The following is a 22,454-nucleotide window of genomic DNA, read 5'->3' as shown; positions in this document are numbered from 1 at the left end:
GATACAGATCGCCGCAGAACGCCTTTTTTGCAGGTCTTTCGCCACCGTGCGCGCCCGGCACCTTGCCCACAGGCCCCCTTCGGTCTAAACCGCGCGCAACAGGTCCACGCACACAATACGGAAAGCCCGAGACATGATCCCTCGCTATGCCCGCCCCGAAATGGTCGCCATCTGGTCGCCGGAAACCAAGTTCAAAATCTGGTACGAGATCGAGGCCCACGCCTGCGACGCACAGGCCGCGCTTGGCGTGATCCCGAAGGAAAACGCCGAGGCCGTCTGGAAAGCCAAGGACGTGGAATTCGACGTCGCCCGGATCGACGAGATCGAAGCCGTGACCAAACACGACGTGATCGCCTTCCTCACCCATCTCGCCGAACATGTTGGCAGCGAAGAGGCCCGCTTTGTCCATCAGGGCATGACCTCCTCGGACGTGCTCGACACCTGCCTCAACGTGCAACTCGTGCGCGCCGCAGACATCCTTCTGGCCGATCTCGACAAGGTGCTCGCCGCCCTCAAGACCCGCGCCATGGAGCACAAGATGACGGTCCGCGTCGGCCGCTCCCACGGCATCCACGCCGAACCGACAACCATGGGCCTCACCTTCGCGCGTTTCTATGCCGAAATGGACCGCAACAAGGCGCGCCTGCAACAAGCCCGCGACGAGGTTGCCACCGGCGCGATCTCCGGCGCAGTCGGCACGTTTGCCAACATCGACCCGGCTGTCGAAGAGCATGTCTGCAAGGAAATGGGCCTCTCGCCCGAGCCGATCTCGACGCAAGTGATCCCGCGCGACCGCCACGCCATGTTCTTTGCCGTGCTCGGCGTCATCGCGTCCTCGATCGAGAACATCGCCATCGAAATCCGCCACATGCAGCGCACCGAAGTCCTTGAAGGCGCTGAGTTTTTCTCGATGGGCCAGAAAGGCTCTTCGGCGATGCCGCACAAAAAGAACCCGGTTCTGACCGAGAACCTCACCGGCCTTGCCCGCCTCGTGCGGATGACGGTGATCCCGGCGATGGAGAACGTCGCCCTCTGGCATGAACGTGACATCTCGCACTCCTCGGTCGAGCGCGGCATTGGCCCGGACGCCACCGTGACGCTCGACTTCGCGCTGAACCGCCTTGCCGGTGTGGTCGAGAAGATGCTGATCTTCCCCGAGAACATGCTCGACAATATGAACAAATTCCCGGGCCTCGTCATGTCACAGCGCGTCCTCCTCGCCCTGACCCAAGCCGGCGTGAGCCGCGAAGACGCCTATTCCATGGTTCAGCGTAACGCCCTCAAGGTCTGGGAAGAGCGCGTCGATTTCCAAGAGCAACTGCTCGCGGATGAGGACGTGGTGAAGGCGCTCGGTGTCGATGGCATCAAGGCGAAATTCGACATGGACTATCATACGAAACACGTCGATACGATCTTTAAGCGCGTGTTCGGCTAAGCCCGACAGACGTCACTGAACAACAAGGCCGACCTGTCCCGCAGGTCGGCTTTTTCATGCCTCATGCGGGGCGAAGACCTTCGGGCAGGAACTTGGCGTCCCAGTCCTGCATCCGCGCCGCATTGCCCTTCTCCATCGCCTCTGCGAAGGGCGCACCGCGTTTTCCGAACACATGCGCCAAGAGGATCTTGGGCGCATCGACCATCTCGGCCCGCGCCATCTCGGCATCGGTCGCGCCGCGATGCAAACCGCGAATATCCATCATCACCACGTCGCCCGCCTTGATATCGAGCTGTGTATCCCGCTGCGCCCGCGCCATCTCGTCCAGCGCCACATCGTCAAGCGGCGACGGCGCGCGATGCGATCCTTTCACGAACCGCAAGCTCTTGCCATCTTGCAAGTAAATCAAAGCCTTGAGGCACTCACCTCGTGTCGATGCCCACGGGTCCACACCGTCCAGAAACCGCGCATAGGGGCCGCGCAACAAATCCGTATGCCAGTGTTGAGAGCGATTGACCGTGATATCGCTCAGCCCGATGGGCGCGTATGCTCCGGGACCAAAATAAGCATCGAGGAACCCGTTGATTGCATCGCAGTGCTGAAACGCCAGATCCACCCCGGCAAAGGCGTCGAAGCGATGAAACCCGGCAAGGTGCTGCGAGTGGTCGATGTCGCGCGTCTGGCCCATGAGGTCACGTTGCCTAAGGCAGGTGTCGCGCAGCGCCGCGATCTTCTCCGCATTAAGCGCCCCGCTCAGAACACACACGCCCTCCGCATCAAGTTCTGCAACTTGTGCCTCTGCGTCTTGCAACATCACCGTCTAACCCCTTCTTGTCACATTGAAATTCGCACCTGCGAAAACGAAACCCGACCACAGTCCAGCGCCCGGTTCAAGGCAAGATCTTCGATCTCAGGCGCGTCACAATCCCCGGCTCGCTCCAAAGCCGTCCGGACTCCCAGATTTTCACGTAGTGATTGGAATGCCCCTTCACCATCTCGTCGATACAGCAATCGCGGTCCTTGTTGCGGATGGCGACGATCTCGCCGCCAGGTAGGATCTTGGCGATCTGATTGCGCCCGCCTGCGTCCTTGCCAAGCGACCGCGAGTCCCCGAACGCCACACGCGGCCAATCCTCGCCTTCGCAAAGCACCCGGCCGAACATGAACGGCCCCGTCGGATCTAGCGGATGCTGCCCGTAATAGAGCGCCTTGTGATGCGCCACGATCCGATCAATGGCTCGGGCAAGCTGCGGCGCGCCCGCGCGGGCACAGATCATGCCATTGCTCGTCGCCCAAGACGGATGCCCCGCGATATCTCGAAAGGCGATCATATCCTTGTCCTTCGGAAGCGCCATGGGACGCAGATGAAAATAGGACAAATCCGAATACACCCCGCCATAGTGATGCAGCAGGCAAAGCCGGGCGAGATCGGCCTTGAAGGCAAACGCCGTCAGCGCCGTATAGGCTTCGAGAACCTCCTTTGGGTACTCATCCGCCAGAAACTGAAGCAACTCTTCATCGCCATAGCGCACATAGTCCGCCTCTGGATAGGTCGCCTTGAGCGAGGCGATATTGCGCTTGAGGTCGGGCGAGAACCTGTCTTCCGTGACGGGTTTGTCCGAGATCAGAATTTGAAAGACCCGCATATGTCTTCCCTTTCTTGCCGTCGAACCCAAAAGGCCCGCAGCCCCACTATGCCGGGCGCAGACCCGGCAATGCAACTCGGTGACGGGATTGGTTCTGACGGAAATGTGAAACGCCCCGACTGGCCCGCCCCAAGCGGCCCGCTACATGCGCTATAACATTCACAGGAGACTCCGATGACACGCCTTGCCCTGATTGCCACGCTTGCCAGCCTCCCCGCCATCGCCCAGGCCCAATTGCTGCCCAAGGGCCATTTCAGCACTTTGACGATCTTCTCGGATGAGAACCGTGAGAACTGTAATGATGGCTACTACTGGGATGCAGAAGAGAAAACCTGCGTCGCAGATACCCTGCGCCGGTAGCTTTTCCCCGCGAAGCGTCCTCGCTTGACGTCGCTCTACACCCCCAAATAGCATCCCAACATCCCTCTCTCACAGGACACCCCATGCTACACAAATCCCTAGTGATCGCCGCAACCTGTCTTGCACTTCCCATGGCCGCCCTTGCCGCAGGCTCCGACAGTTTCTCGCCGCCAAAGCCAACGCAGACCACGAAGGACTGCAAGAAAGGCGAGGTCTGGGATCCTGCCAAGAAGAAATGCGTCGCGCCGCGTGAATCGCGCCTCTCTGATGATGTGCTCTATGGTGCGGTGCGCGAATATGCTTACGCCGGGCAATATGAGACCGCCCAAGCGATCCTTGCTGCGATGTCCGACCAAAGCGATGATCGCGTCCTGACCTATTGGGGCTTTACGCACCGCAAACTTGGCAACCGCGCGCTTGGTATGAGCTTCTACAACAAGGCGCTCAAGACCAATCCCGATAACCTTCTGGTGCGCTCTTATATGGGGCAATCCTTCGTCGAGTCTGGCCAGATCTCCTTCGCCAAGGCGCAACTGCGCGAAATCCGCGCCCGTGGCGGGCAAGATACATGGGCTGAGACCGCCCTCGCCGAGGCGATCCGCTCCGGTTCGACCTACAGCTACTAAGGGTTTCTTCACCCTTGGTGGGTTAACTGCCTCCGACCGGAAAGGAGGTAGCCCATGCCGAGTGAGACCGCACCAATTCCCCTGGCCGCCCCGCGGCCGGGCGCTCCCCCTTCTGCCCACCTCTCTCGCCGCCAGAAAGCGGCGATCATCGTGCGCTTCCTGCTGAACGAAGGCGCCGATGTCTCGCTCTCCGACCTCCCCGACGATATGCAGGCCGACCTGACCAAACTCATGGGCGACATGCGCTATATCGACCGCGAAACGCTGGCCGAGGTGGTGCTTGAATTCGCGGGCGAGTTGGAGGCCGTGGGCCTGACCTTTCCTGCCGGGATCGGCGGGGCGCTCTCTGCGCTTGAAGGGCGGATCTCACCGTTGACCGCCGCGCGCCTTCGCAAAGAGGCCGGGGTGCGGCAGGCGGGCGATCCCTGGCAACGGCTGCGGGCGCTCTCTACGGAGCAACTGACCGAAATATGCGACCGGGAGAGCACAGAAGTTGCCGCCGTCATGCTGGCCAAGCTCGACGTGAGCTGCGCCGCCGAACTTCTCGGAGAATTGCCCGGCGAGAAGGCCCGCCGCATCACCTATGCCATGTCCCTCACCGGCGCCGTGACCCCGGACGCGGTGGACCGGATTGGCCTCTCGCTCGTCGCGCAACTTGACGACACACCGCCCCGCGCCTTCGCTGACGATCCTTCTTCGCGCGTCGGCGCGATCCTGAACTACTCCCGTTCAACAACCCGCGATGACGTGCTCACTGGCCTAGACGAGGCCGACGCCGCCTTTGCCGAGGCCGTGCGCAAGGCGATCTTCACCTTCCCCGACATCCCCGCCCGGCTCAGTCCGCGCGATGTGCCCCGCGTGATCCGCGACGTGGATCAGGCCCGCCTCATCGCCGCCCTTGGGGCGGCCACTGCCTCCGAAACGTCGCCGGTCGCCGCCTTTCTCCTCGACAACATGTCGAGCCGAATGGCCGATCAACTGCGCGAAGAGGTTGAAGAGCGCGGCCGCGTCCCGCCGCCCGACGGCGAAGCCGCCATGGTCGAAATCGTCGGCGCGATCCGCGCTCTGGCCGATGCGGGCGAGATCACGCTGCGCAACCCCGACGACGAGGACGCCGACACCGCTTAACAGTTTACAGGCCGCGCGCCCCGCCGTAGGGAAGAGGCCATGAAGAGCCTCTCACCCAACGCGCGCGCCATCCTGCTGATGATCTGCGCCATCCTGTTCTTTTCCCTGATGGATGCCACCGCCAAGGCGCTCGCGCCACGTATCGGCGTGATGCAGGCGCTCTGGACGCGCTACGCGGGGCAAACATTGATCGTCCTGATCCTCGTGGCGCGGCACATGCCCGGCGTGCTCAAGACGCGCTATCCGAAACTGCAACTCATGCGCTCGGTCTTCCTGATGTGCGCAACCTTTTGTTTTTTCACCGGGATTACCCATATCGGTTTGGCCGAGGCGACCGCGATCATGGATGTGAATCCCGTCCTCATCACCCTTGGCGCGGCGCTCTTCCTGCATGAACGGCTCGGGCCGCGGCGCATCGCCGGGATTGCCGTGTCGCTCGTCGGGGCGCTGATCGTGATCCGCCCTGGCACCGATGTCTTCTCGCCTTACGCGATCTACCCGCTCGGCGCTGCCCTGTTCTATTCAGGCTACGCCCTCGCCACCCGGTTTGTCGGCAAAGATGAAAACGTCTGGACCTCGATGCTCTACACCGCGCTCTTTGGCGCCATCGTGCTTTCGGCGATTGTCCTGCCCGACTGGCAGACCCCCGACATGACCGCGCTTGGCCTGATGGGTCTTCTCGTGGCGTTCGGCACCCTGTCGCAACTCTTGCTGATCCGCGCGCTCTCTGAGGGCGAAGCAAGCCTTCTCGCCCCCTTCGCCTATACCGGCCTGATCTTTGCCACGGTCTGGGGTCTCATCTTCTATGGCGAAGTCCCCGATCTCTGGACGATTGTCGGCGCGCTTGTGATTGCCGGTGCCGGGACATATGTCTGGCACCGCGAAACATTCCGCTAGGCCCGGTCCCGTATATGTCCGATCCCATCCAAAGCCCAAAGGGCAGCCGCACCGATTATCTGAGCAACCTTGTCCTGCGCGGGGCGATCCGCGGTGCGCTCGCCCTCCCCTACGAGACGCGCGTGCGCCTCATGGGCTGGCTTGTGGCTAAGGTGATCGCACCGATCGCAGGCTATCGCCGCCGCATCCGCGAGAACCTCGCCCATACCTGCCCAGAGCTGCCGCAGGCCGAGGTCGACAGGCTCTGCCGCGCGGTGCCTGACAATGTCGGCCGCACCCTGATCGAAATCTATTCCGGCCCCGAGTTTGTCGCCCGCGCCATCAAAGCCCCGATCGAGGGCCCCGGCCTTGCCCGGCTCGAAGCTGCCCGCGCCGAGGGCCGACCGGTGATCCTCGTCACCGGCCACATGGGCAATTACGACGCCGTGCGCGCCAACCTGATCCATCGCGGCTACAATATGGGCGCGCTGTATCGGCGCATGTCGAACCCTTATTTCAATGCCCACTACGTGCGCTCCATCTCGCGCATCGGTACGCCACTTTTTGAGCAAGGCCGCAAGGGGATGATCGAGATGGTGCGCCATATCCGGGCTGGCGGCATCCTCGGCATCCTCACCGATCTCTACGTGCAGGACGGCGAAGCGCTCGACTTTTTCGGTCAGAAGGCCCGCACCTCCCTCGTCACGGCCGAGCTCGCGCTCAAGTTCAACGCCGCGCTGATCCCGGTTTACGGACTACGCGATCCCGACGGTTTCGGATTTCGCATCGTGGCGCAGGATGAAATCCCCCATTCCGATCCCATCACCATGACGCAAGCCGTCAATGACGGGCTGGAAAGCCTCGTGCGGGAGAACATGGATCAATGGTTCTGGATTCACCGCCGCTGGAAATACGCCGACATCGACCTGCGCAAGAAGCCCGGCGCCTCGTCCTGAGGCTACTCGATCCGGTCCGCAGCAAAGATCGGGCCATTGCCCTTGCCCTGCACCAGAGCGACCACAGGCGCATCGCCTGCCGCCGGGGCTTCGATTTGCAACGGCGCACGTCCGTCCCATTCCGCCACCACGTGCCAATCCGTCACGATATTGGCATAGACGAGCTTGCGCCCCGCATTCTCACCGCGCTTGATCGCCACTTCGTCTTCTGGCTCATAGCGCACCAGATGCACGACCATCGCCCCCGGTGTCTCGCTGGCGCTTGCCTTGATTTCAACTCGGCCACCGACACGCTTGAGATTAACGCGTACCGCAGAGGGCGCTGCACGATGCGACTTCAACAACGCTTTGACTTCCTTGGGATGATTGCCGACGACATGATCGCGTCCTCCGACAATGATCTGCGGCGTATAGACCATCCGATGCCCCGACGCGCGCGCATATTGCTTCTGGCGCTTGGTAAAGGCGGGGTTGGCGAAATTGTCTTTCCAGCCAAGGTAGTCCCAGTAATCCACATGCAATGCGAGGGCGATCACATCCTCCCGCCCCGCAAGCTCCTTCGCGAAATAGGCATCCGCTGGCGGGCACGAAGAACACCCCTGCGAAGTGAACAGCTCGACCACAACAGGCCCGGACTGCGCCGTCGCCATGCTGCCCGCGAGCGCGAGCCAACCGAATGTCATAAGTGCGAAAAGTGATTTCATTGTGGTGGCGCCCCTTGCCTGAACGCTGATGAAACTAGGCTCACAGCGCCACAAAGGCCAATAAAGGTTTCGCGAGCGCTATGTTACAAAGACGCATCCGAAAAACATGAAAAAGGGGCCTCACGGATCGCCGCGAGGCCCCTTCTATATGCGGCTCTGCCCGTCACCGGGCCGCCATCTTAGAAGTGCACCGAACGCGCGCCTTCCGGCTTGGCAAGCGGCGGAGCGAACTTGGTGAGATCGATGCCCTCCACGGCGGCCTTGTACTCGTCCATGTTGGGCGTGCGGCCAAGGATCGCCGACAGAACGACAACCGGGGTCGACGCCAGAAGCGACTCGCCCTTCTTCTCGGCGCTGTCTTCCACGACGCGGCCCTGGAACAGGCGCGTAGAGGTGGCAAGCACTGTGTCGCCCTTCGCGGCTTTCTCCTGGTTGCCCATGCAGAGGTTACAGCCGGGACGCTCAAGGTAGAGAATGTTCTCATACTCGGTGCGCGCCTGCGATTTCGGGAAGAGATCGTCGAACTCAAAGCCCGAGTAGCGCTCGAGGATTTCCCAATCGCCCTCTTCCTTCAACTCGTCGATGATGTTGTAGGTCGGCGCAGCAACAACAAGCGGCGCCTTGAATTCGACCTTACCGGCGGTCTTCTCGAGGTTCTTGAGCATCTGGGCAACGATCTTCATGTCCCCCTTGTGCACCATGCACGAGCCGACAAACCCAAGATCAACCTTCTTCTCGGCACCGTAGAACGATACCGGGCGGATGGTGTCATGCGTGTAGCGTTTGGAGACATCAGCGTTGTTGACATCCGGGTCCGCGATCATCGGTTCGGTGATCTCGTCGAGATCAACAACAACCTCGGCGAAGTATTTCGCGTTGGCATCCGGGGTCAGCGCCGGCTTTTCGCCCGACTTGATCTCGGCGATGCGCTTGTCGGCCTTGTCGATCAGGCCCTGAAGCGTCCCCGCCGCGTTGTCCATGCCCTTGTCGATCATCACCTGAATGCGCGATTTCGCCAGTTCGAGCGACCCGATAAGCGTTTCATCATTGGAAATACAGATCGAGGCCTTCGCCTTCATTTCTGCGGTCCAGTCGGTGAAGGTAAACGCTTGGTCCGCCAGAAGCGTGCCGATGTGCACTTCGATGATACGGCCTTGGAAGACGTTGTCGCCATGCTGCTTGAGCATTTGCGCCTGCGTGGCGTGCACCACATCGCGGAAATCGAGGTGATCGGCCATCGCGCCTTTGAAGGTGACCTTGACGGATTCCGGGATCGGCATCGTTGCTTCGCCGGTCGCCAGCGCAAGCGCCACAGTCCCCGAGTCCGCGCCAAAGGCCACGCCCTTGGACATACGCGTGTGGCTGTCGCCACCAATGATGATATCCCAGTCATCCACGGTGATATCGTTCAGCACCTTGTGGATCACGTCGGTCATCGCGTGATATTCGCCCTTCGGGTCACGCGCGGTGATGAGGCCGAACTTGTTCATGAACGCCATCAGGCGCGGAATGTTGGCTTGGGCCTTTTTGTCCCAAACCGACGCCGTGTGACAGCCGGACTGATAGCCGACGTCCACGGAAGGCGAAATCACCGTCGCGGCCATCGCCTCAAGCTCCTGCGCCGTCATCGGGCCGGTGGTGTCCTGCGACCCGACCACGTTCACCTGCACCCGCACGTCCGATCCGGCATGAAGCGTCTTGCCGGGCGTCGTGCCACGTGCGTTCTTGTTAAAGATCTTCTCAACAGCGGTCAGGCCCTGATCTGCCACCGAGACTTCCTGAGACGGCGCATAGGCCGATTTCAATTCCTGCCCAAGCGCTTCAGCGGCGAATGTCTGCAGCTTCTTGCCGAAGACCACGGCATAAGACCCGCCCGCCTTGATGAATTCAACCTTCTGCGCCGTGAGGGACGCTGAGATATCGACGAGCGCATTGCCCTCGGCATCGTAGAGCGTCTTGTCCTTGGTGTTGATGGTCAGCACCTTACCGGTTTCGACCGAATAGACCTGCTCAAGCACCGGATCGCCATTGGCATCGAGAACCGGCTTGCCGTCCTCACCGATCTTCTTGACCCAGTTCTTGAGGTCAATGCCGATACCGCCGGTGACGCCCACGGTGGTGAGGAAGATCGGCGAGATGCCGTTCGTGCCCGCCACAACCGGCGCGATGTTGACGAAAGGCACATAGGGCGAGGCCTTTTTGCCGGTCCAGAGTGCAACGTTGTTCACGCCCGACATCCGCGACGAGCCGACGCCCATCGTACCTTTTTCCGCGATGAGCATGACGCGCGCATCCGGGTTGGCCTTTTGAAGCGCCTGAATTTCTTCCTGTGCCTCGGGGGTGATCATGCATTTGCCGTGCAGTTCACGGTCCGAACGCGAATGCGCCTGGTTGCCGGGGCTGAGGAGGTCGGTCGAAATATCGCCCTCTGCGGCGATATAGGTGACGACCTTGATCTCGTCCTCAACCTCGGGAAGCTTGGTGAAGAACTCCGCCTTGGCATAGCTTTCAAGAATATCCTTGGCGACCGCGTTGCCGGCCGTGTTGGCCTCGGCAAGGCGTTCCATATCGGCCTCATAAAGGAACACTTGGGTCTTCAGAACCTCGGCCGCCTGCCCCGCAAGCGCCGCATCCTCGCCAAGCGCAATGTCAAGAAGCGCTGCGATCGACGGCCCGCCCTTCATGTGCGACAGCAGCTCGAAGGCGAATTCCGGCGTGATCTCTGCCACGGCCTCATTGCCAAGGATGATCTCCTTGAGAAACGCCGCCTTCACACCTGCCGCGCTCGTGGTGCCGGGCAGCGTGTTGTAGATGAAGAACTCAAGCGAGTCCGCTCGGTCGGCATGGCCCGTGTCCTTGATCTGCGCAATCAGCTCCTCGACCAGCGCGCCATCGTCGATGGGTTTCGGATGCAGACCCTCTGCTTTGCGGGTCTCGATCTCGGTTAGGTAGTCGGTGTACAGGCTCATGACATTCCCTACGGTCTAGTGTCTGAAAAACTGGAAAGTCAGGCGGCCCAAACCGGAGCGTGCCGACTCTCGAAATGCAATTGTATGCCGCTGTATACCAACTCCATTTTGGTTGCAAGACATGCGGCGTTTTCCTTCATGTCTCACAAGTCGCCGCAAAGCGCACCTCCTGATCGCCCCAAGCCCGGAATTATTTCTCCCAAGCCTCCAATCAGGGTGGCCGCGCCCTGCGGGATCGCTTTTAATGTGCTATGAACTGCTTATATGCCAATTGGCAGCGGCAAGGCCGCCGTTGCTTGATGCCACGTTGATTCGGAGGGATTTTTCCATGACAATCCAGGTAGGTAAGGACACCGCCCAGACGCGCAAGACCCTGAGCGTCAACGGCAAGACGATCTCCTATTATTCCATTCCCGCCGCCCAGGAAGCAGGCCTCGGGGATTTCGCAAACCTCCCCGCCGCGCTCAAGGTGGTGCTCGAGAACATGCTCCGCTTCGAAGATGACGGCTTTTCCGTCTCCGTCGATGACATCAAGGCGTTTGGCGAATGGGCCGCGAATGGCGGCAAGAACCCGCGCGAGATCGCCTATCGCCCGGCCCGTGTGCTGATGCAGGACTTTACCGGCGTGCCCGCCGTGGTCGACCTTGCCGCGATGCGCGATGGCATCAAGGCGCTTGGTGGCGACGCCCAGAAAATCAACCCGCTGAACCCCGTGGACCTCGTCATCGACCACTCGGTGATGATCGACGAGTTCGGCAATCCCCGCGCCTTCCAGATGAACGTGGACCGCGAATATGAACGCAACATGGAGCGCTACCAGTTCCTCAAATGGGGTCAGAAGGCGTTCAACAACTTCCGCGTCGTGCCCCCCGGCACCGGCATCTGCCACCAGGTGAACCTCGAATACCTCGCCCAAACCGTCTGGAGCGACGAGGACCAGAACGGCGAGATGGTCGCCTACCCCGATACGCTCGTCGGCACCGACAGCCACACCACCATGGTCAACGGTGCCGCCGTCCTCGGCTGGGGCGTTGGCGGGATCGAGGCCGAAGCCGCCATGCTCGGCCAGCCAATCTCGATGCTCATCCCCGAGGTGATCGGCTTTGAACTCACCGGCGAAATGGTCGAAGGCACAACCGGCACCGACCTCGTTCTCAAGGTTGTAGAAATGCTGCGCGAAAAAGGCGTCGTCGGCAAATTCGTCGAATTCTTCGGCGACGGTCTCGACCGCCTGCCGCTCGCCGACCGCGCCACCATCGCCAACATGGCCCCCGAATATGGCGCCACCTGTGGCTTCTTCCCGATCGACGGCGAAACTCTGCGCTACCTGCGCAACACGGGCCGCGACGAGGACCGCATCGCCCTCGTCGAAGCCTACGCCAAGGAAAACGGCTTCTGGCGCGACGCGAGCTACAACCCGATCTATACCGACACGCTCAAGCTCGACATGGGCACCATCGTGCCCGCCGTCTCCGGCCCCAAACGCCCGCAGGATTATACCCCGCTCGATCAGGCCGCGGACGCCTTCTTCAACGTGGTCTCCGAATATCGTGGCGAAAGCCAAACCGCCGAGGCCGAGGACATGGCCTCCGAAGGCCCCACCCCCGACCCCATCATCGACCCGCGCAAATCCCAGAAAGTCGCGGGCGAAGACTATGAACTGCGCGATGGCTCCGTGGTAATCGCCTCGATCACGTCCTGCACCAACACCTCGAACCCCTATGTGATGATCGGCGCCGGGCTGGTGGCCAAGAAGGCGCACGAGCTTGGCCTCAATCGCAAGCCTTGGGTCAAAACCTCCCTCGCCCCCGGTTCGCAAGTCGTGACCGAATACCTCGAGGCCGCCGGTCTGCAAAAGCACCTCGACGCCATCGGCTTCAACCTCGTCGGTTACGGCTGCACGACCTGCATCGGCAACTCCGGCCCGATCCAGAAAGAGCTCTCCGAAGCCATCGCCGAGGGCGACCTCGTGGCAACCTCCGTGCTCTCGGGCAACCGCAACTTCGAGGGCCGCATTTCGCCCGACGTGCGTGCCAACTACCTCGCCTCGCCGCCCCTCGTGGTCGCCTATGCGCTGGCCGGGGATATGAATATCAACATCGCCACCGACCCCATCGCCCAAACCCCGGATGGCAAGGATGTCTACCTTAAGGACATTTGGCCGACACAAGCCGAAATCGCAGAGCTTGTCGAACAAACCGTCACCCGTGAGGCGTTTCAGTCGAAATACGCCGATGTGTTCAAGGGCGACGAGAAATGGCGCGGGGTCGAAACAACGGACGCCGAAACCTATGACTGGCCCCCCGCCTCGACCTATATCCAGAACCCGCCCTACTTTCAGGGCATGGGCATGGAAAAAGGCGCGATCACCAATATCGAAGGGGCGCGCGTCCTCCTGCTGCTCGGCGACATGGTCACCACCGACCACATCTCGCCCGCCGGCTCCTTCGCGCAATCCTCGCCCGCTGGCCAGTACCTCATGGAACGTCAGGTTGAGCCGCGCGAGTTCAACTCCTACGGCTCGCGCCGCGGCAACCACGAGATCATGATGCGTGGCACCTTCGCCAATATCCGCATCAAGAACGAGATGCTTGACGGGGTTGAAGGCGGCTACACCAAAGGCCCCGACGGCGCGCAAACCTCCGTCTTCGACGCCTCCATGGCGCATCAGGCGAACGGCACACCGCTTGTCGTGTTCGGCGGCGAACAATATGGCGCAGGCTCCTCGCGTGACTGGGCCGCCAAGGGCACTGCACTGCTCGGCGTCAAGGCCGTCATCGCCGAAAGCTTCGAGCGCATCCACCGCTCCAACCTCGTCGGCATGGGCGTGATCCCGTTCGAGTTTACCGGCGGCGACACGCGCAAGACCCTCGGCCTGACAGGGGACGAAACCGTCTCCATCCACGGCCTCGACACGATCGAGCCGCAGGATCAGGTCCCATGCGACATCACCTTTGCGGATGGCAGCACCAAGACCATCACCCTCCAGTGCCGCATCGATACCGCACCGGAAAAGGAATATGTCGAGAACGGCGGTGTGTTGCACTACGTGCTGCGCAACCTCGCCAAGTCCTGACCCCCTCCAACACACAGAAAAGCCCCGCCACGCCCGGCGGGGCTTTTTCGTTTCCCCCAATGCCGCTGCTTTGGTGACTCCGAGCAGGCCTTCCGCCTTGGGCTTTGCCACGCAAAGACCAAGGCTCAAACAAGCGTGGCCCCGAACAGGGGCCACTCCACTAAATACCAGTTTTCCGCGAAGATCAGTCCGCCAGCGCCTCTGCCACGATTGGGCCAATCGTCGTCTCGATCACCCGGCTGGTGATCGGCCCGGCAAAGCGATAGAGCACCGTGCCGTCCTCATCGATGACAAAGGTCTCCGGCGCGCCATAGACGCCCCAATCGATCTTGGTCCGCGTCGTCGGCGCTTCGCCGAGCGTGGTGAACGGGTTGCCCTCTTCGGCAAGGTATTTCTCCGCCTTGGCCTTGGTGTCGTCGAAATTCACACCATGAAGCGTCACCGGCAGGTTGTCCTCAATGACCAAAAGCGTCGGATGCTCCGCCCGACAGGCAACGCACCACGTGCCCCAGAAATTCACCAGTTTGATCCCCGGCCCCTGTAGAACCTCATCAGTGAGGAGCTCCGTCCCCGACAAGGGTTGAAGCCCCTCTACGGTCGGCACCTGTTTCCCGATAAGCATCGAGGGTAAGGCATCAGGGTCATCCCGGTTCATACCGATGAAGAACAACGCCGCAAGGCCCGCGAAAATCGCGGGCGGGGCAATCATCAGGGGCGAGATCTTAGCCACGACGGCGATCCTCCAGTTTCTGCAACTCCGCACGCGCCTTTTTCGCGGCGCGCAGGCTCATCACCACAAGCACGACCAACAAGAGGATCGACACCACATAGGACGACAGGACCGCGTCCGCGTATTTCCCAAGATCCGGCATCATCCGAGTCTCTCCCGAGCGAGCAGCGCCTTCGTGCGCCGCTTGTAGATTTCCGTTCGCGTGCGCAAGAACACAAGCGCGATGAACAACAAGATAAACCCGGCAATCGAAATATAAAGCGGGGTCGAGAACACATCCGCCACGTTCTCTTCCTTGTCGAGAGACAAGGACGCCCCCTGATGCAGCCCCTGGTTCCAGAAGTTGACCGCGTAGCGGCTCAGGATCGCAAAGACCGACCCCACAATACAAAGAACCGCCGTCAGATCCGCCGCCGTGTCCGGGTTATCAATCGCCTCCCAAAGGGCCATATAGCCAAGGTAGAACAGGAACAGGATCAGGAACGAGGTCAGACGCGGATCCCATTCCCACCACGTGCCCCACATCGGCTGACCCCAGATCGCCCCGGTGGCAAGCGCAATCACCGTCATGATCGCCCCCACCGGCGCCGCTGCCTTGGCCGCAAGCGCCGAAACATGGTGCCGCCGGATGAGCCAGACAAGCGAGGTGACAAGCATCATAAACCACACGTTGATCGCCATAAGGGCGGCCGGTACGTGAATATAGATGATCTTCACGGTCGATCCCTGCCGATAATCATCCGGCGTAAAGAAGAACCCCCAGACCAGCCCGGCAACAAGAGTCACGGTCGCGAGAATGGACACCCACGGCAGAACGGTTTCCGCGGTGCGGATGAACTTGACCGGATTCGCATATTCCCAGAGTGATGCCATATCGTCTCCTAACGCTCCTTTGCGCCTCTTGCATCTCACATGACAGTGAGCCGCCCCGGCGTCCCTGATCCGGATCAAATGATGCGGATCGCATTTACGTTTCCCTACCGAAGATTGACCCGAAGCACCAAGGCGCTGGCAAAGGGCAGCAAGGCAATGGTGCCAAAGGTGATCCCGCCCAACATCAAGAGCGGTGTCGTCGTGCTCAAGCCTTCAATCCCACGCCGCGCCACTTCCGCGCCAAAAATGAGCGTCGGCACATAGAGCGGCAGCACGAGCAGCGACAGAAGCAGCCCGCCCCGCTTGAGACCCACCGTCAACGCCGCGCCAAACGTGCCAATCACCGAAAGCGCAGGTGTCCCGATAAGGAGCGAAAGCACCACCCAGGTGTGGCCTTGATCCGGCAGGTGCAGCAGCACGCCAAAGATCGGCGCCGCAAGGCAGAGCGGCAAGCCCGTCGTCACCCAATGCGCCAGCGCTTTGACTGATACCACGCCCTCCATCGGCAAAGGCGAGGTCGCCAGAAGGTCGAGAGAGCCATCCTCCCAATCAAGGGCGAAAATCCGGTCAAGCGACAACAGACAGGCCAATAGCGCGCCAAGCCAAAGAATGCCCGGCGCGATCTTGGCCAGAAGCGTGCTCTCCGGCCCGACGCCAAACGGCACAAGCACCGTCACGATGAGGAAAAAGGCAAGGCCAAGCCCAAAGCCCCCGCCTGCGCGCATCGCAAGCCGCAGATCCCGCATCAAAAGGGCAATCATAAGAAGCCCTCATCGAAATCGCTCGAGAACGCATCGTGGTTCGAGGTCGCCTTGGCGCGGTATGGGCCGACATCGAACACATCTGCCTCAAGACCAAGATCGATATGCGTCGCGATAAGGGCGCTGCCCCCGCCTGCAAGATGGGCGCGCACGGCATCCGCAAAAAGCGCGACCGACTCCACATCGAGCGAGACGGTCGGTTCATCCAAGATCCAGATCGGCCGCCCGGTGACGAGTAGCCGCGCAAGGCCAAGGCGGCGTTTCTGACCCGCCGAAAGCCCACCCGCCGGACGGTCAATCAATTCACGTAAATGAAACCCGTCAAGCGCCGCGTCGATCTCCTTGGTGCCGAACACATCGGCCCAGAACAAGAGGTTCTCGCGCACGCTCAGCGTCGCCTTGAGCCCGTCGCTATGGGCCGCATAGGCCATGCTCTCAGGATCGGCCGTCACCGTGCCGCGCACCGGCGGCTGGAGCCCCGCGACCGTGCGCAGAAGCGTGGTTTTGCCAACCCCGTTCGGCCCGCGCAACACGAGCGCTCGCCCCGGTGCGAGCGTGAAGTTAAGCCCCTCCAGCACCGGGATACCGCCGCGAGAAATGGTCAGGTCTGTCACCGTCAAAGTCATGGCATTCGCTTACCCCATCGCGCCCCCTGACAAAAGGGAAATGCTTGGACCGGGAAGCGATGTCGCAGGGCGCTCAGTCCGCCGCCCCCACCGGCAGGACCACCGCCGCCACGCGCCGCCCCTCCGAGACCAGCACGTTATAGGTTCGGCAGGCCGAGGCCGAGGCCATCGGTTCAACCCCGATCCCTGCCGCCTCGAGCGGCTCTTTGAACGTCGCCGGGATCGGCGCCATGGTCTCTCCCGTCCCCATCAGGATCACATCGACCTTCCCCCCGAGCGCAAGGACACTGTCCAGATCGTCATAACCCTGCCAACTGCGCGCGCCGGTCGCGTGAATGATCGCGCCGCCCTCGATGATCTCGCCGCCAACGCGGAAGAACCCCGGCCCATAGCCTTCGATCGGCACGGCCTCGTCATACTGCACTTCGCTCATTTTCATGTTCAATGTCCTCCCGACAGGAACGGCAATCCGCCAATCGCCGAGGCGGCAATCATGGCATAGGCCACCCAGCGATAAAGGGTCTCGCGCGCTGGGTCAAAGATCCGCGCCCCAAGGAGATTGCCAAGGATGTTCGGCACCGCGAGCGCCACTCCAAGAAGCACTGGCGTCAGCGTCAGCCGATCTTGCAGCGCCAGAACCCCCATGAGCAACACGTCATACCCCAACAGGTAGATCATCGTATTGGCCCGCACCACACGCGCGCCATGCGGGCTGGCCATGTAAAATAGGATCACCGGCGGCCCCGGCAGGCCCGCCGCGCCGCCAAGGAACCCTGCCGCACCGCCAATCCCGTAGACCATGGGCCGCGTGACCGTCCCCTGATACCGCAGCCCAAGAACCAAGGCCGCAAGCATCCCAAGGGCGAGGAAAGACACACCATAGCGAAACACCGCCGGATCGACCGCGTAGAGCACCATAAGGCCGATGGGCAACGCCACCAACGTCCCGGCCCAAAGCCGCATGACATCGCGCGGATGTCCATTGCGCCACGCCGACGGGGCGTTTGGAAGCGGGCCGAACATATCCATGACCGCCAGCGTCAGGATGGCCCAGATCGGATCAATGAACCGCCCCGCGAGGGGCAGGTAGATCAACGCGGTACCAAAGCCTGAAAACCCTCGCACCGTCCCGGCGACAAAGGCCGCAAGGATAAGCCAGGGCAGCCCCTCGACCGAGGCCACCCCACCAAGAAGATCAGGCATCAATATTGGCGAACTGGTTGCCCGAGGTGTTCGAGGGCTTGGACCAATCGCGCTTCACGCCGAGTTTGAGAAGCACTGCCGAGGCCACAAAGACCGAGGAATACGTCCCCACAATCACGCCCCAGATCATCGCGAAGACAAAGCCGCGGATCACGTCGCCGCCAAGCACGAAGAGCGAGATCAGCGCCAGAAGCGTCGTCACCGAGGTCATCACCGTCCGGCTCAGAGTCTCGTTGATCGAGAGGTTGAGAACCTCTTTGAGCTCCATCTTCTTATACTTGCGCAGGTTCTCCCGCACCCGGTCGAACACAACCACGGTATCGTTGAGCGAATAGCCCACGATGGTCAAAAGCGCCGCGATAATCGCAAGGTCAAAGCGGATCTGAAGCTCCGAGAAAACGCCGATGGTCAACACTACGTCATGCACAAGTGCGGCCACCGCGCCGAGCGCGAACTGCCACTCAAAGCGCAGCCAGATATAGATCAGGACCGCACCAATCGCGAGAAGCACCGCAACCACGGCTGTCTGGATCAACTCGCCCGAAACCTTCGGACCAACCGATTCCACCGAGACAAAGCTGATATCCGGCACCACACCCCGAAGCGCGGATTCGATCTGCTGGATCACGTCGGCCGTCACCGATTCCTGCCCATCCTGAGCCTGAATACGGATCATCGTGACATTCTGGTTTTCGTCGAAATTGGGATCGAACACTTCCGTGATCGTCACATCGCCAAGCTCAAGCGGCGCGATCGCGTCTCGGTAAACCCCGACATCCACGCTTTGCGCACTCTCGGTGCGGATCGTCGTGCCACCGCGAAAGTCGATGCCATAGTTGAGTCCTTGGACGAAAAAGCTCACCAGCGCGAGCACCATGAGAAACCCCGAGATGCCAAGCCAGAGCGCAGGCCGGCTGAAGAAATCCCATTTGGTCTCTTGCGGAACGAGTCTCAAACGCATGGCTTATACCTCGATTGTCTTGGGTCGGCGGCGTTCGTACCAGATCACGATCATCAGGCGCGTCACGTAGATCGCCGTGAAGACCGAGGTCACGATGCCAAGGCCGAGGGTGATGGCAAAGCCGCGCACCGGGCCGGAGCCCACAGCGAACAGGATGGCCGCAGTGATGAAGGTGGTGATATTGGCGTCGACAATCGCCGAAAGCGCCTTTTCATAGCCAAGGTCGATGGCCCGCGCCGGACCCCGCCCCGCCTTGCTCTCTTCGCGGATACGCTCAAAGACAAGCACGTTGGCATCGACCGCCATACCGATAGTGAGGACGATCCCCGCGATCCCCGGCAGGGTCAGCGTCGCGCCGACAAGGCTCAGAAGACCAAAGATCAGACCCACGTTGAGGATCAGCGCGATATTGGCGAAAAGACCAAAGGTGCCGTAGCTGAGGAACATGAAGACGAGGACCGCGGCAAAGGCCACGATACAAGCAATCTTACCCGCCTCGATGCTGTCTTGGCCAAGCTCGGGGCCAATCGTGCGCTCTTCGAGGAACTCAAGCCCCGCCGGAAGCGCACCCGCGCGCAGCAGAACAGCAAGGTTGGTGGATTCTTCGACGGTGAAGTTGCCGGTAATGATCCCCGAGCCGCCCGGAATATGCGACTGGATGACCGGCGCCGACACCACCTCGCCGTCAAGCACGATGGCAAAGGGCGATCCGATGTTCTCGGCGGTGTAGTCGCCGAACTTGCGCGCGCCCCCGACATTGAACCGGAACGACACCGCAGGACGGCCATTCTGGTCAAAGGACGGCTGTGCATCGACAAGCTCGTCGCCCGTCACGACCGGCGCGCTCTCCACCGAGTAGAAAACGCCCTCTTGGTCGAGCGCCGGGACGATCTCATTGCCCGGTCCGGGGTTTGCCTCGGCATCCGCGCCGCGCCCGACAACCGGGTGGAAGGTCAACTGTGCCGTGGTGCCGATGATTTCCTTAAGTTCCGCCGCAGATCCAATGCCTGGCACTTGGATCAGGATACGATCTGCACCCTGTCGCTGGATGGTCGGCTCACGGGTGCCAACCTCGTCGATCCGGCGCCGAATGATTTCAAGCGCCTGACGCACGGTCTGTTCGTCCGTGGCAAGTTTCTCGGCTTCCGAAAGTTCGACGATAATATCCGCACCCTCGACACGAACGGTGATATCCGACTGTCCCGCCGCCGCGACAGAGGCCACGGGCCGCGCAAGGCCACGGACAAGCGACGCCGCCTGCTGCACCTGGTCGGGCTTGGAAATCCGCACCCGCATGATGCCGGGGGCCGAGTCCTGAAGACGGATGGTGCCGATGGTGCCCCGCTCTTCGCGCAGAAGATCGCGCACTTCGGGCCACATGGACTTGATCCGCGTGTCATAGACATCCGCGACCTTCACCTCTGCGAGAAGATGCGCCCCGCCCCGAAGGTCGAGGCCAAGATTGACAAGGCCCGATGGAAGGAACGATGGCCAAAGCGCCGCCTGCTCCTCCAACCCGTTGCCGCTATAGCCAAGCTCGAGCGCGGCCACGGCGTCATTGCTCGCCTCGACCCTTTCGTAAAACGCGTTCGGCGTCGCAAGAAGCAAGCCGATCGCACATGTGGCCCAGATCAGGACCCGTTTCCAAAGGTCGATTTGCAGCATCGTCAGAACCCTGTCAGCAGGAGATTTATTCGGCGCTCGCCGGTTCGGTCTTGCTCAGGACTTGGGCAATGGTCGACTTGACCACACGCACCTTGACGCCCTCGGCCAGTTCGACTTCGATTTCATTGTCGTCCTTGACCTTCGCCACCTTGCCGATGAGACCGCCTTGCGTGACGACCTGATCGCCCCGGCGCAGGGCCTCGACCATTTTCTGATGGTCTTTCATTTTCTTCTGCTGCGGACGGATGAGCAGGAAATACATGATCCCGAAGATCAGGATAAGCGGCAGAAACTGGCCGAATTGTTCCATGTGGGTGTTCCTCGTTTGCGTGCGGGGCCACCCCCCGCCAAGTCGCAGGGAACCTATGAGGCATTGGGCGCACTTGCAAGGCGGGAACGGTCCCGAAAATGTCCCAATCGAGAGAGTTTTGCGCCCGAGCCGCCAGAGCCGCTTACGATCCGGCAAAAAATGCGCCATAAGCTGGCTCTGAAAAGTGATTCACCATCGATAGGACGAAGACCCATGCACGACATCCGAGCGATCCGCGAAAACCCGGCCGATTTCGACGCCGCCCTCGCCCGCCGCGGGGCCGCGCCCTTGTCGTCCGAGATCCTCGCCCTCGACGCCGAGCGCCGCGCCAAGATCCAAGCCGCCGAAGAGGCGCAATCCGATCAGAAGAAGGCCGCCAAAGACGTCGGTGCCGCCAAGGCGAGCGGTGATGAAGCCGAGTTCGAGCGCCTGCGCGCCCTCGTGGGCGAGAAAAAGGCCGAGGTTGCCGCGATGCAGGCCGAAGCGAAAGAGCTCGATCAAAAGCTCACCGACATGCTCATGGGCATCCCCAACCTGCCCTTTGCCGACACGCCCGATGGCGAAGACGAGAATGACAATGTCGAAATCAAACGCTGGGGCACCCCGGCCGTTTTCTCCTTCGCGCCCAAGGAACATTTTGACCTCGACGGGGTCAAGCCGGGCATGGACTTTGAGACCGCCGCGAAACTCTCCGGCTCGCGCTTCGTCGTCCTTTCCGGCGCCGTTGCCCGCATCCACCGCGCCCTCGCGCAGTTCATGATCAACACCCATGTCGACGAAAACGGCCTGCAAGAAACCTGGACCCCGGTCCTCGTAAAGCCGGACATGATGTATGGCACTGGGCAACTGCCGAAATTCGGCGAGGATTCCTATCAGACCACCAATGGCTGGTGGCTGGTGCCGACCGCCGAAGTGACGCTGACCAATATCATCAACGGCGAGACCGTGGAGGAGGCAACCCTGCCCCACCGCTACGTCGCCCATACCCAATGTTTCCGCTCCGAGGCGGGCAGCGCAGGCCGCGACACCTCGGGCATGCTGCGCCAGCACCAGTTCGAGAAGGTCGAGATGGTCTCGGTGACCCACCCGGACAAGAGCCGCGAAGAACTGGACCGCATGACCGCCTGCGCCGAGGGCATCCTTGAACGCCTCGGCCTGCCCTATCGCACTGTCGCCCTGTGCACCGGCGACATCGGCTTCGGCGCACAGCGCACCCATGATATCGAGGTCTGGCTCCCCGGTCAGGACACCTACCGCGAGATTTCCTCGGTCTCTGTCTGCGGCGACTTTCAGGCCCGGCGCATGTACGCCCGCTTCAAACCGGCGGGCGGCGGCAAGCCGGAGTTTGTCCATACGCTGAACGGCTCTGGCCTCGCCGTGGGCCGCTGCCTTATCGCGGTGCTGGAAAACGGCCAGCGCGAGGACGGCTCGGTCGCCCTTCCCGAAGTGCTGCACCCCTATCTTGGCGGCAAGTCGGTCCTGACGGCGGACGGCACCCTCGCCTGATCCCTTTTCGTCAGGCCACACCGCCCTATCTCTTGCCATGAGT

At 61.5% G+C, this 22,454-nt stretch carries 22 protein-coding genes; 8 read left to right on the top strand and 14 right to left on the bottom strand.

Translation table 11 applies throughout. The annotated features are described in order from the left end of the window. The first annotated feature begins 133 nt into the window (after positions 1–133). The gene (gene purB, locus R1W01_RS11985) at positions 134–1,435 is read left to right on the top strand and encodes an adenylosuccinate lyase (protein WP_243611963.1); all 1,302 of its coding nucleotides are present in this window, start codon (positions 134–136) and stop codon (positions 1,433–1,435) included. A gap of 61 nt (positions 1,436–1,496) precedes the next feature. On the opposite strand, the gene R1W01_RS11980 is transcribed toward purB, so the two are convergent. Then, on the bottom strand, positions 1,497–2,249 hold the full coding sequence (locus R1W01_RS11980; protein ID WP_297756907.1) for a hypothetical protein: 753 nt from the start codon (positions 2,247–2,249) through the stop codon (positions 1,497–1,499). A gap of 76 nt (positions 2,250–2,325) precedes the next feature. Continuing rightward, positions 2,326–3,081, bottom strand: coding sequence for a glycosyltransferase family 32 protein (locus R1W01_RS11975; protein WP_297756905.1), 756 nt, complete (start codon positions 3,079–3,081; stop codon positions 2,326–2,328). Between the two features lie 174 nt (positions 3,082–3,255). Here R1W01_RS11975 and R1W01_RS11970 point away from each other — a divergent pair, with 174 nt between their 5' ends. The 5 genes from R1W01_RS11970 to R1W01_RS11950 all read left to right on the top strand — a co-directional run bounded on the left by R1W01_RS11970 (position 3,256) and on the right by R1W01_RS11950 (position 7,027). Beyond that, positions 3,256–3,441 carry a hypothetical protein gene (locus R1W01_RS11970; protein ID WP_243611966.1) on the top strand — a complete coding sequence of 62 codons (186 nt, stop codon included), beginning with the start codon at positions 3,256–3,258 and terminating at the stop codon, positions 3,439–3,441. 83 nt (positions 3,442–3,524) lie between these two features. Continuing rightward, positions 3,525–4,067: a tetratricopeptide repeat protein gene (locus R1W01_RS11965; RefSeq protein ID WP_297756903.1), complete on the top strand. Its 543-nt coding sequence runs from the start codon at positions 3,525–3,527 to the stop codon at positions 4,065–4,067. Positions 4,068–4,121: 54 nt separating this feature from the next. Next, on the top strand, positions 4,122–5,195 hold the full coding sequence (locus tag R1W01_RS11960) for a flagellar motor switch protein FliG (RefSeq protein WP_297756901.1): 1,074 nt from the start codon (positions 4,122–4,124) through the stop codon (positions 5,193–5,195). Between the two features lie 39 nt (positions 5,196–5,234). After that, positions 5,235–6,092 carry a DMT family transporter gene (locus R1W01_RS11955; RefSeq protein ID WP_297756899.1) on the top strand — a complete coding sequence of 286 codons (858 nt, stop codon included), beginning with the start codon at positions 5,235–5,237 and terminating at the stop codon, positions 6,090–6,092. A 14-nt stretch (positions 6,093–6,106) separates the two neighbouring features. Further along, entirely contained in the window at positions 6,107–7,027 is a 921-nt protein-coding gene (locus R1W01_RS11950; RefSeq protein WP_297756897.1) for a lysophospholipid acyltransferase family protein, read from the top strand. Between the two features lie 2 nt (positions 7,028–7,029). Here R1W01_RS11950 and R1W01_RS11945 read toward each other — a convergent pair whose 3' ends face one another. Both R1W01_RS11945 and R1W01_RS11940 read right to left on the bottom strand, forming a co-directional pair. Further along, positions 7,030–7,731, bottom strand: coding sequence for a DUF1223 domain-containing protein (locus R1W01_RS11945; RefSeq protein ID WP_243611971.1), 702 nt, complete (start codon positions 7,729–7,731; stop codon positions 7,030–7,032). Positions 7,732–7,910: 179 nt separating this feature from the next. Beyond that, positions 7,911–10,700 carry a bifunctional aconitate hydratase 2/2-methylisocitrate dehydratase gene (locus R1W01_RS11940; RefSeq protein WP_297756895.1) on the bottom strand — a complete coding sequence of 930 codons (2,790 nt, stop codon included), beginning with the start codon at positions 10,698–10,700 and terminating at the stop codon, positions 7,911–7,913. Between the two features lie 328 nt (positions 10,701–11,028). Between R1W01_RS11940 and acnA the strand changes: the two genes are divergently transcribed. Further along, positions 11,029–13,776 carry an aconitate hydratase AcnA gene (gene acnA, locus R1W01_RS11935; protein WP_243611973.1) on the top strand — a complete coding sequence of 916 codons (2,748 nt, stop codon included), beginning with the start codon at positions 11,029–11,031 and terminating at the stop codon, positions 13,774–13,776. A 184-nt stretch (positions 13,777–13,960) separates the two neighbouring features. Here acnA and R1W01_RS11930 read toward each other — a convergent pair whose 3' ends face one another. The 10 genes from R1W01_RS11930 to yajC form a co-directional block, all read right to left on the bottom strand. Further along, positions 13,961–14,506, bottom strand: a complete 546-nt coding sequence (locus R1W01_RS11930; protein WP_297756892.1) for a DsbE family thiol:disulfide interchange protein — start codon at positions 14,504–14,506, stop codon at positions 13,961–13,963. Continuing rightward, entirely contained in the window at positions 14,499–14,651 is a 153-nt protein-coding gene (gene ccmD / locus R1W01_RS11925; protein ID WP_243611975.1) for a heme exporter protein CcmD, read from the bottom strand. The genes R1W01_RS11930 and ccmD overlap by 8 nt, the downstream gene beginning before the upstream one ends. Continuing rightward, entirely contained in the window at positions 14,648–15,379 is a 732-nt protein-coding gene (locus tag R1W01_RS11920; RefSeq protein WP_243611976.1) for a heme ABC transporter permease, read from the bottom strand. Before R1W01_RS11920 ends, ccmD begins: the two co-directional genes overlap by 4 nt. Positions 15,380–15,483: 104 nt before the next feature. After that, complete coding sequence (ccmB, locus tag R1W01_RS11915; protein WP_297756890.1) at positions 15,484–16,140, bottom strand: heme exporter protein CcmB; 657 nt, start codon at positions 16,138–16,140, stop codon at positions 15,484–15,486. Beyond that, positions 16,137–16,766 carry a heme ABC exporter ATP-binding protein CcmA gene (gene ccmA, locus R1W01_RS11910; protein WP_297756888.1) on the bottom strand — a complete coding sequence of 210 codons (630 nt, stop codon included), beginning with the start codon at positions 16,764–16,766 and terminating at the stop codon, positions 16,137–16,139. Before ccmA ends, ccmB begins: the two co-directional genes overlap by 4 nt. Before the next feature lie 73 nt (positions 16,767–16,839). Further along, positions 16,840–17,205 (bottom strand): Mth938-like domain-containing protein, encoded by a 366-nt coding sequence (locus tag R1W01_RS11905; RefSeq protein ID WP_243611979.1) that lies wholly within the window; start codon positions 17,203–17,205, stop codon positions 16,840–16,842. A gap of 2 nt (positions 17,206–17,207) precedes the next feature. After that, on the bottom strand, positions 17,208–17,969 hold the full coding sequence (locus R1W01_RS11900; RefSeq protein ID WP_297756886.1) for a sulfite exporter TauE/SafE family protein: 762 nt from the start codon (positions 17,967–17,969) through the stop codon (positions 17,208–17,210). Further along, on the bottom strand, positions 17,962–18,930 hold the full coding sequence (secF, locus tag R1W01_RS11895) for a protein translocase subunit SecF (RefSeq protein ID WP_243611981.1): 969 nt from the start codon (positions 18,928–18,930) through the stop codon (positions 17,962–17,964). Before secF ends, R1W01_RS11900 begins: the two co-directional genes overlap by 8 nt. 3 nt (positions 18,931–18,933) lie before the next feature. Then, positions 18,934–20,595, bottom strand: a complete 1,662-nt coding sequence (secD, locus tag R1W01_RS11890) for a protein translocase subunit SecD (protein ID WP_297756883.1) — start codon at positions 20,593–20,595, stop codon at positions 18,934–18,936. Positions 20,596–20,620: 25 nt separating this feature from the next. Further along, positions 20,621–20,905: a preprotein translocase subunit YajC gene (gene yajC / locus R1W01_RS11885; protein ID WP_243611983.1), complete on the bottom strand. Its 285-nt coding sequence runs from the start codon at positions 20,903–20,905 to the stop codon at positions 20,621–20,623. A gap of 213 nt (positions 20,906–21,118) precedes the next feature. On the opposite strand from yajC, the gene serS reads away from it, so the two are divergent. Next, positions 21,119–22,411: a serine--tRNA ligase gene (gene serS, locus R1W01_RS11880; protein ID WP_297756881.1), complete on the top strand. Its 1,293-nt coding sequence runs from the start codon at positions 21,119–21,121 to the stop codon at positions 22,409–22,411. The last annotated feature ends 43 nt before the right edge of the window (positions 22,412–22,454 follow it).

This window comes from Shimia sp. FJ5, assembly GCF_032918335.1.
Lineage (GTDB): Bacteria > Pseudomonadota > Alphaproteobacteria > Rhodobacterales > Rhodobacteraceae > Shimia > Shimia aestuarii_A.
The sequence above is the reverse complement of the archived record's forward strand: the minus strand, read 5'-3'. Positions and strand labels throughout refer to the sequence as shown.

Coding starts and splice junctions, on each gene's coding strand:
- R1W01_RS11920 (WP_243611976.1), bottom strand. CDS start 15,379: ATGGCATCACTCTGGGAATATGCGAATCCGGTCAAGTTCATCCGCACC.
- yajC (WP_243611983.1), bottom strand. CDS start 20,905: ATGGAACAATTCGGCCAGTTTCTGCCGCTTATCCTGATCTTCGGGATC.
- R1W01_RS11960 (WP_297756901.1), top strand. CDS start 4,122: ATGCCGAGTGAGACCGCACCAATTCCCCTGGCCGCCCCGCGGCCGGGC.
- ccmD (WP_243611975.1), bottom strand. CDS start 14,651: ATGATGCCGGATCTTGGGAAATACGCGGACGCGGTCCTGTCGTCCTAT.
- secF (WP_243611981.1), bottom strand. CDS start 18,930: ATGCGTTTGAGACTCGTTCCGCAAGAGACCAAATGGGATTTCTTCAGC.
- purB (WP_243611963.1), top strand. CDS start 134: ATGATCCCTCGCTATGCCCGCCCCGAAATGGTCGCCATCTGGTCGCCG.
- R1W01_RS11950 (WP_297756897.1), top strand. CDS start 6,107: ATGTCCGATCCCATCCAAAGCCCAAAGGGCAGCCGCACCGATTATCTG.
- R1W01_RS11970 (WP_243611966.1), top strand. CDS start 3,256: ATGACACGCCTTGCCCTGATTGCCACGCTTGCCAGCCTCCCCGCCATC.
- R1W01_RS11900 (WP_297756886.1), bottom strand. CDS start 17,969: ATGCCTGATCTTCTTGGTGGGGTGGCCTCGGTCGAGGGGCTGCCCTGG.
- R1W01_RS11965 (WP_297756903.1), top strand. CDS start 3,525: ATGCTACACAAATCCCTAGTGATCGCCGCAACCTGTCTTGCACTTCCC.
- R1W01_RS11905 (WP_243611979.1), bottom strand. CDS start 17,205: ATGAAAATGAGCGAAGTGCAGTATGACGAGGCCGTGCCGATCGAAGGC.
- R1W01_RS11980 (WP_297756907.1), bottom strand. CDS start 2,249: ATGTTGCAAGACGCAGAGGCACAAGTTGCAGAACTTGATGCGGAGGGC.
- secD (WP_297756883.1), bottom strand. CDS start 20,595: ATGCTGCAAATCGACCTTTGGAAACGGGTCCTGATCTGGGCCACATGT.
- acnA (WP_243611973.1), top strand. CDS start 11,029: ATGACAATCCAGGTAGGTAAGGACACCGCCCAGACGCGCAAGACCCTG.
- R1W01_RS11975 (WP_297756905.1), bottom strand. CDS start 3,081: ATGCGGGTCTTTCAAATTCTGATCTCGGACAAACCCGTCACGGAAGAC.
- ccmA (WP_297756888.1), bottom strand. CDS start 16,766: ATGACTTTGACGGTGACAGACCTGACCATTTCTCGCGGCGGTATCCCG.
- ccmB (WP_297756890.1), bottom strand. CDS start 16,140: ATGATTGCCCTTTTGATGCGGGATCTGCGGCTTGCGATGCGCGCAGGC.
- R1W01_RS11945 (WP_243611971.1), bottom strand. CDS start 7,731: ATGAAATCACTTTTCGCACTTATGACATTCGGTTGGCTCGCGCTCGCG.
- serS (WP_297756881.1), top strand. CDS start 21,119: ATGCACGACATCCGAGCGATCCGCGAAAACCCGGCCGATTTCGACGCC.
- R1W01_RS11940 (WP_297756895.1), bottom strand. CDS start 10,700: ATGAGCCTGTACACCGACTACCTAACCGAGATCGAGACCCGCAAAGCA.
- R1W01_RS11955 (WP_297756899.1), top strand. CDS start 5,235: ATGAAGAGCCTCTCACCCAACGCGCGCGCCATCCTGCTGATGATCTGC.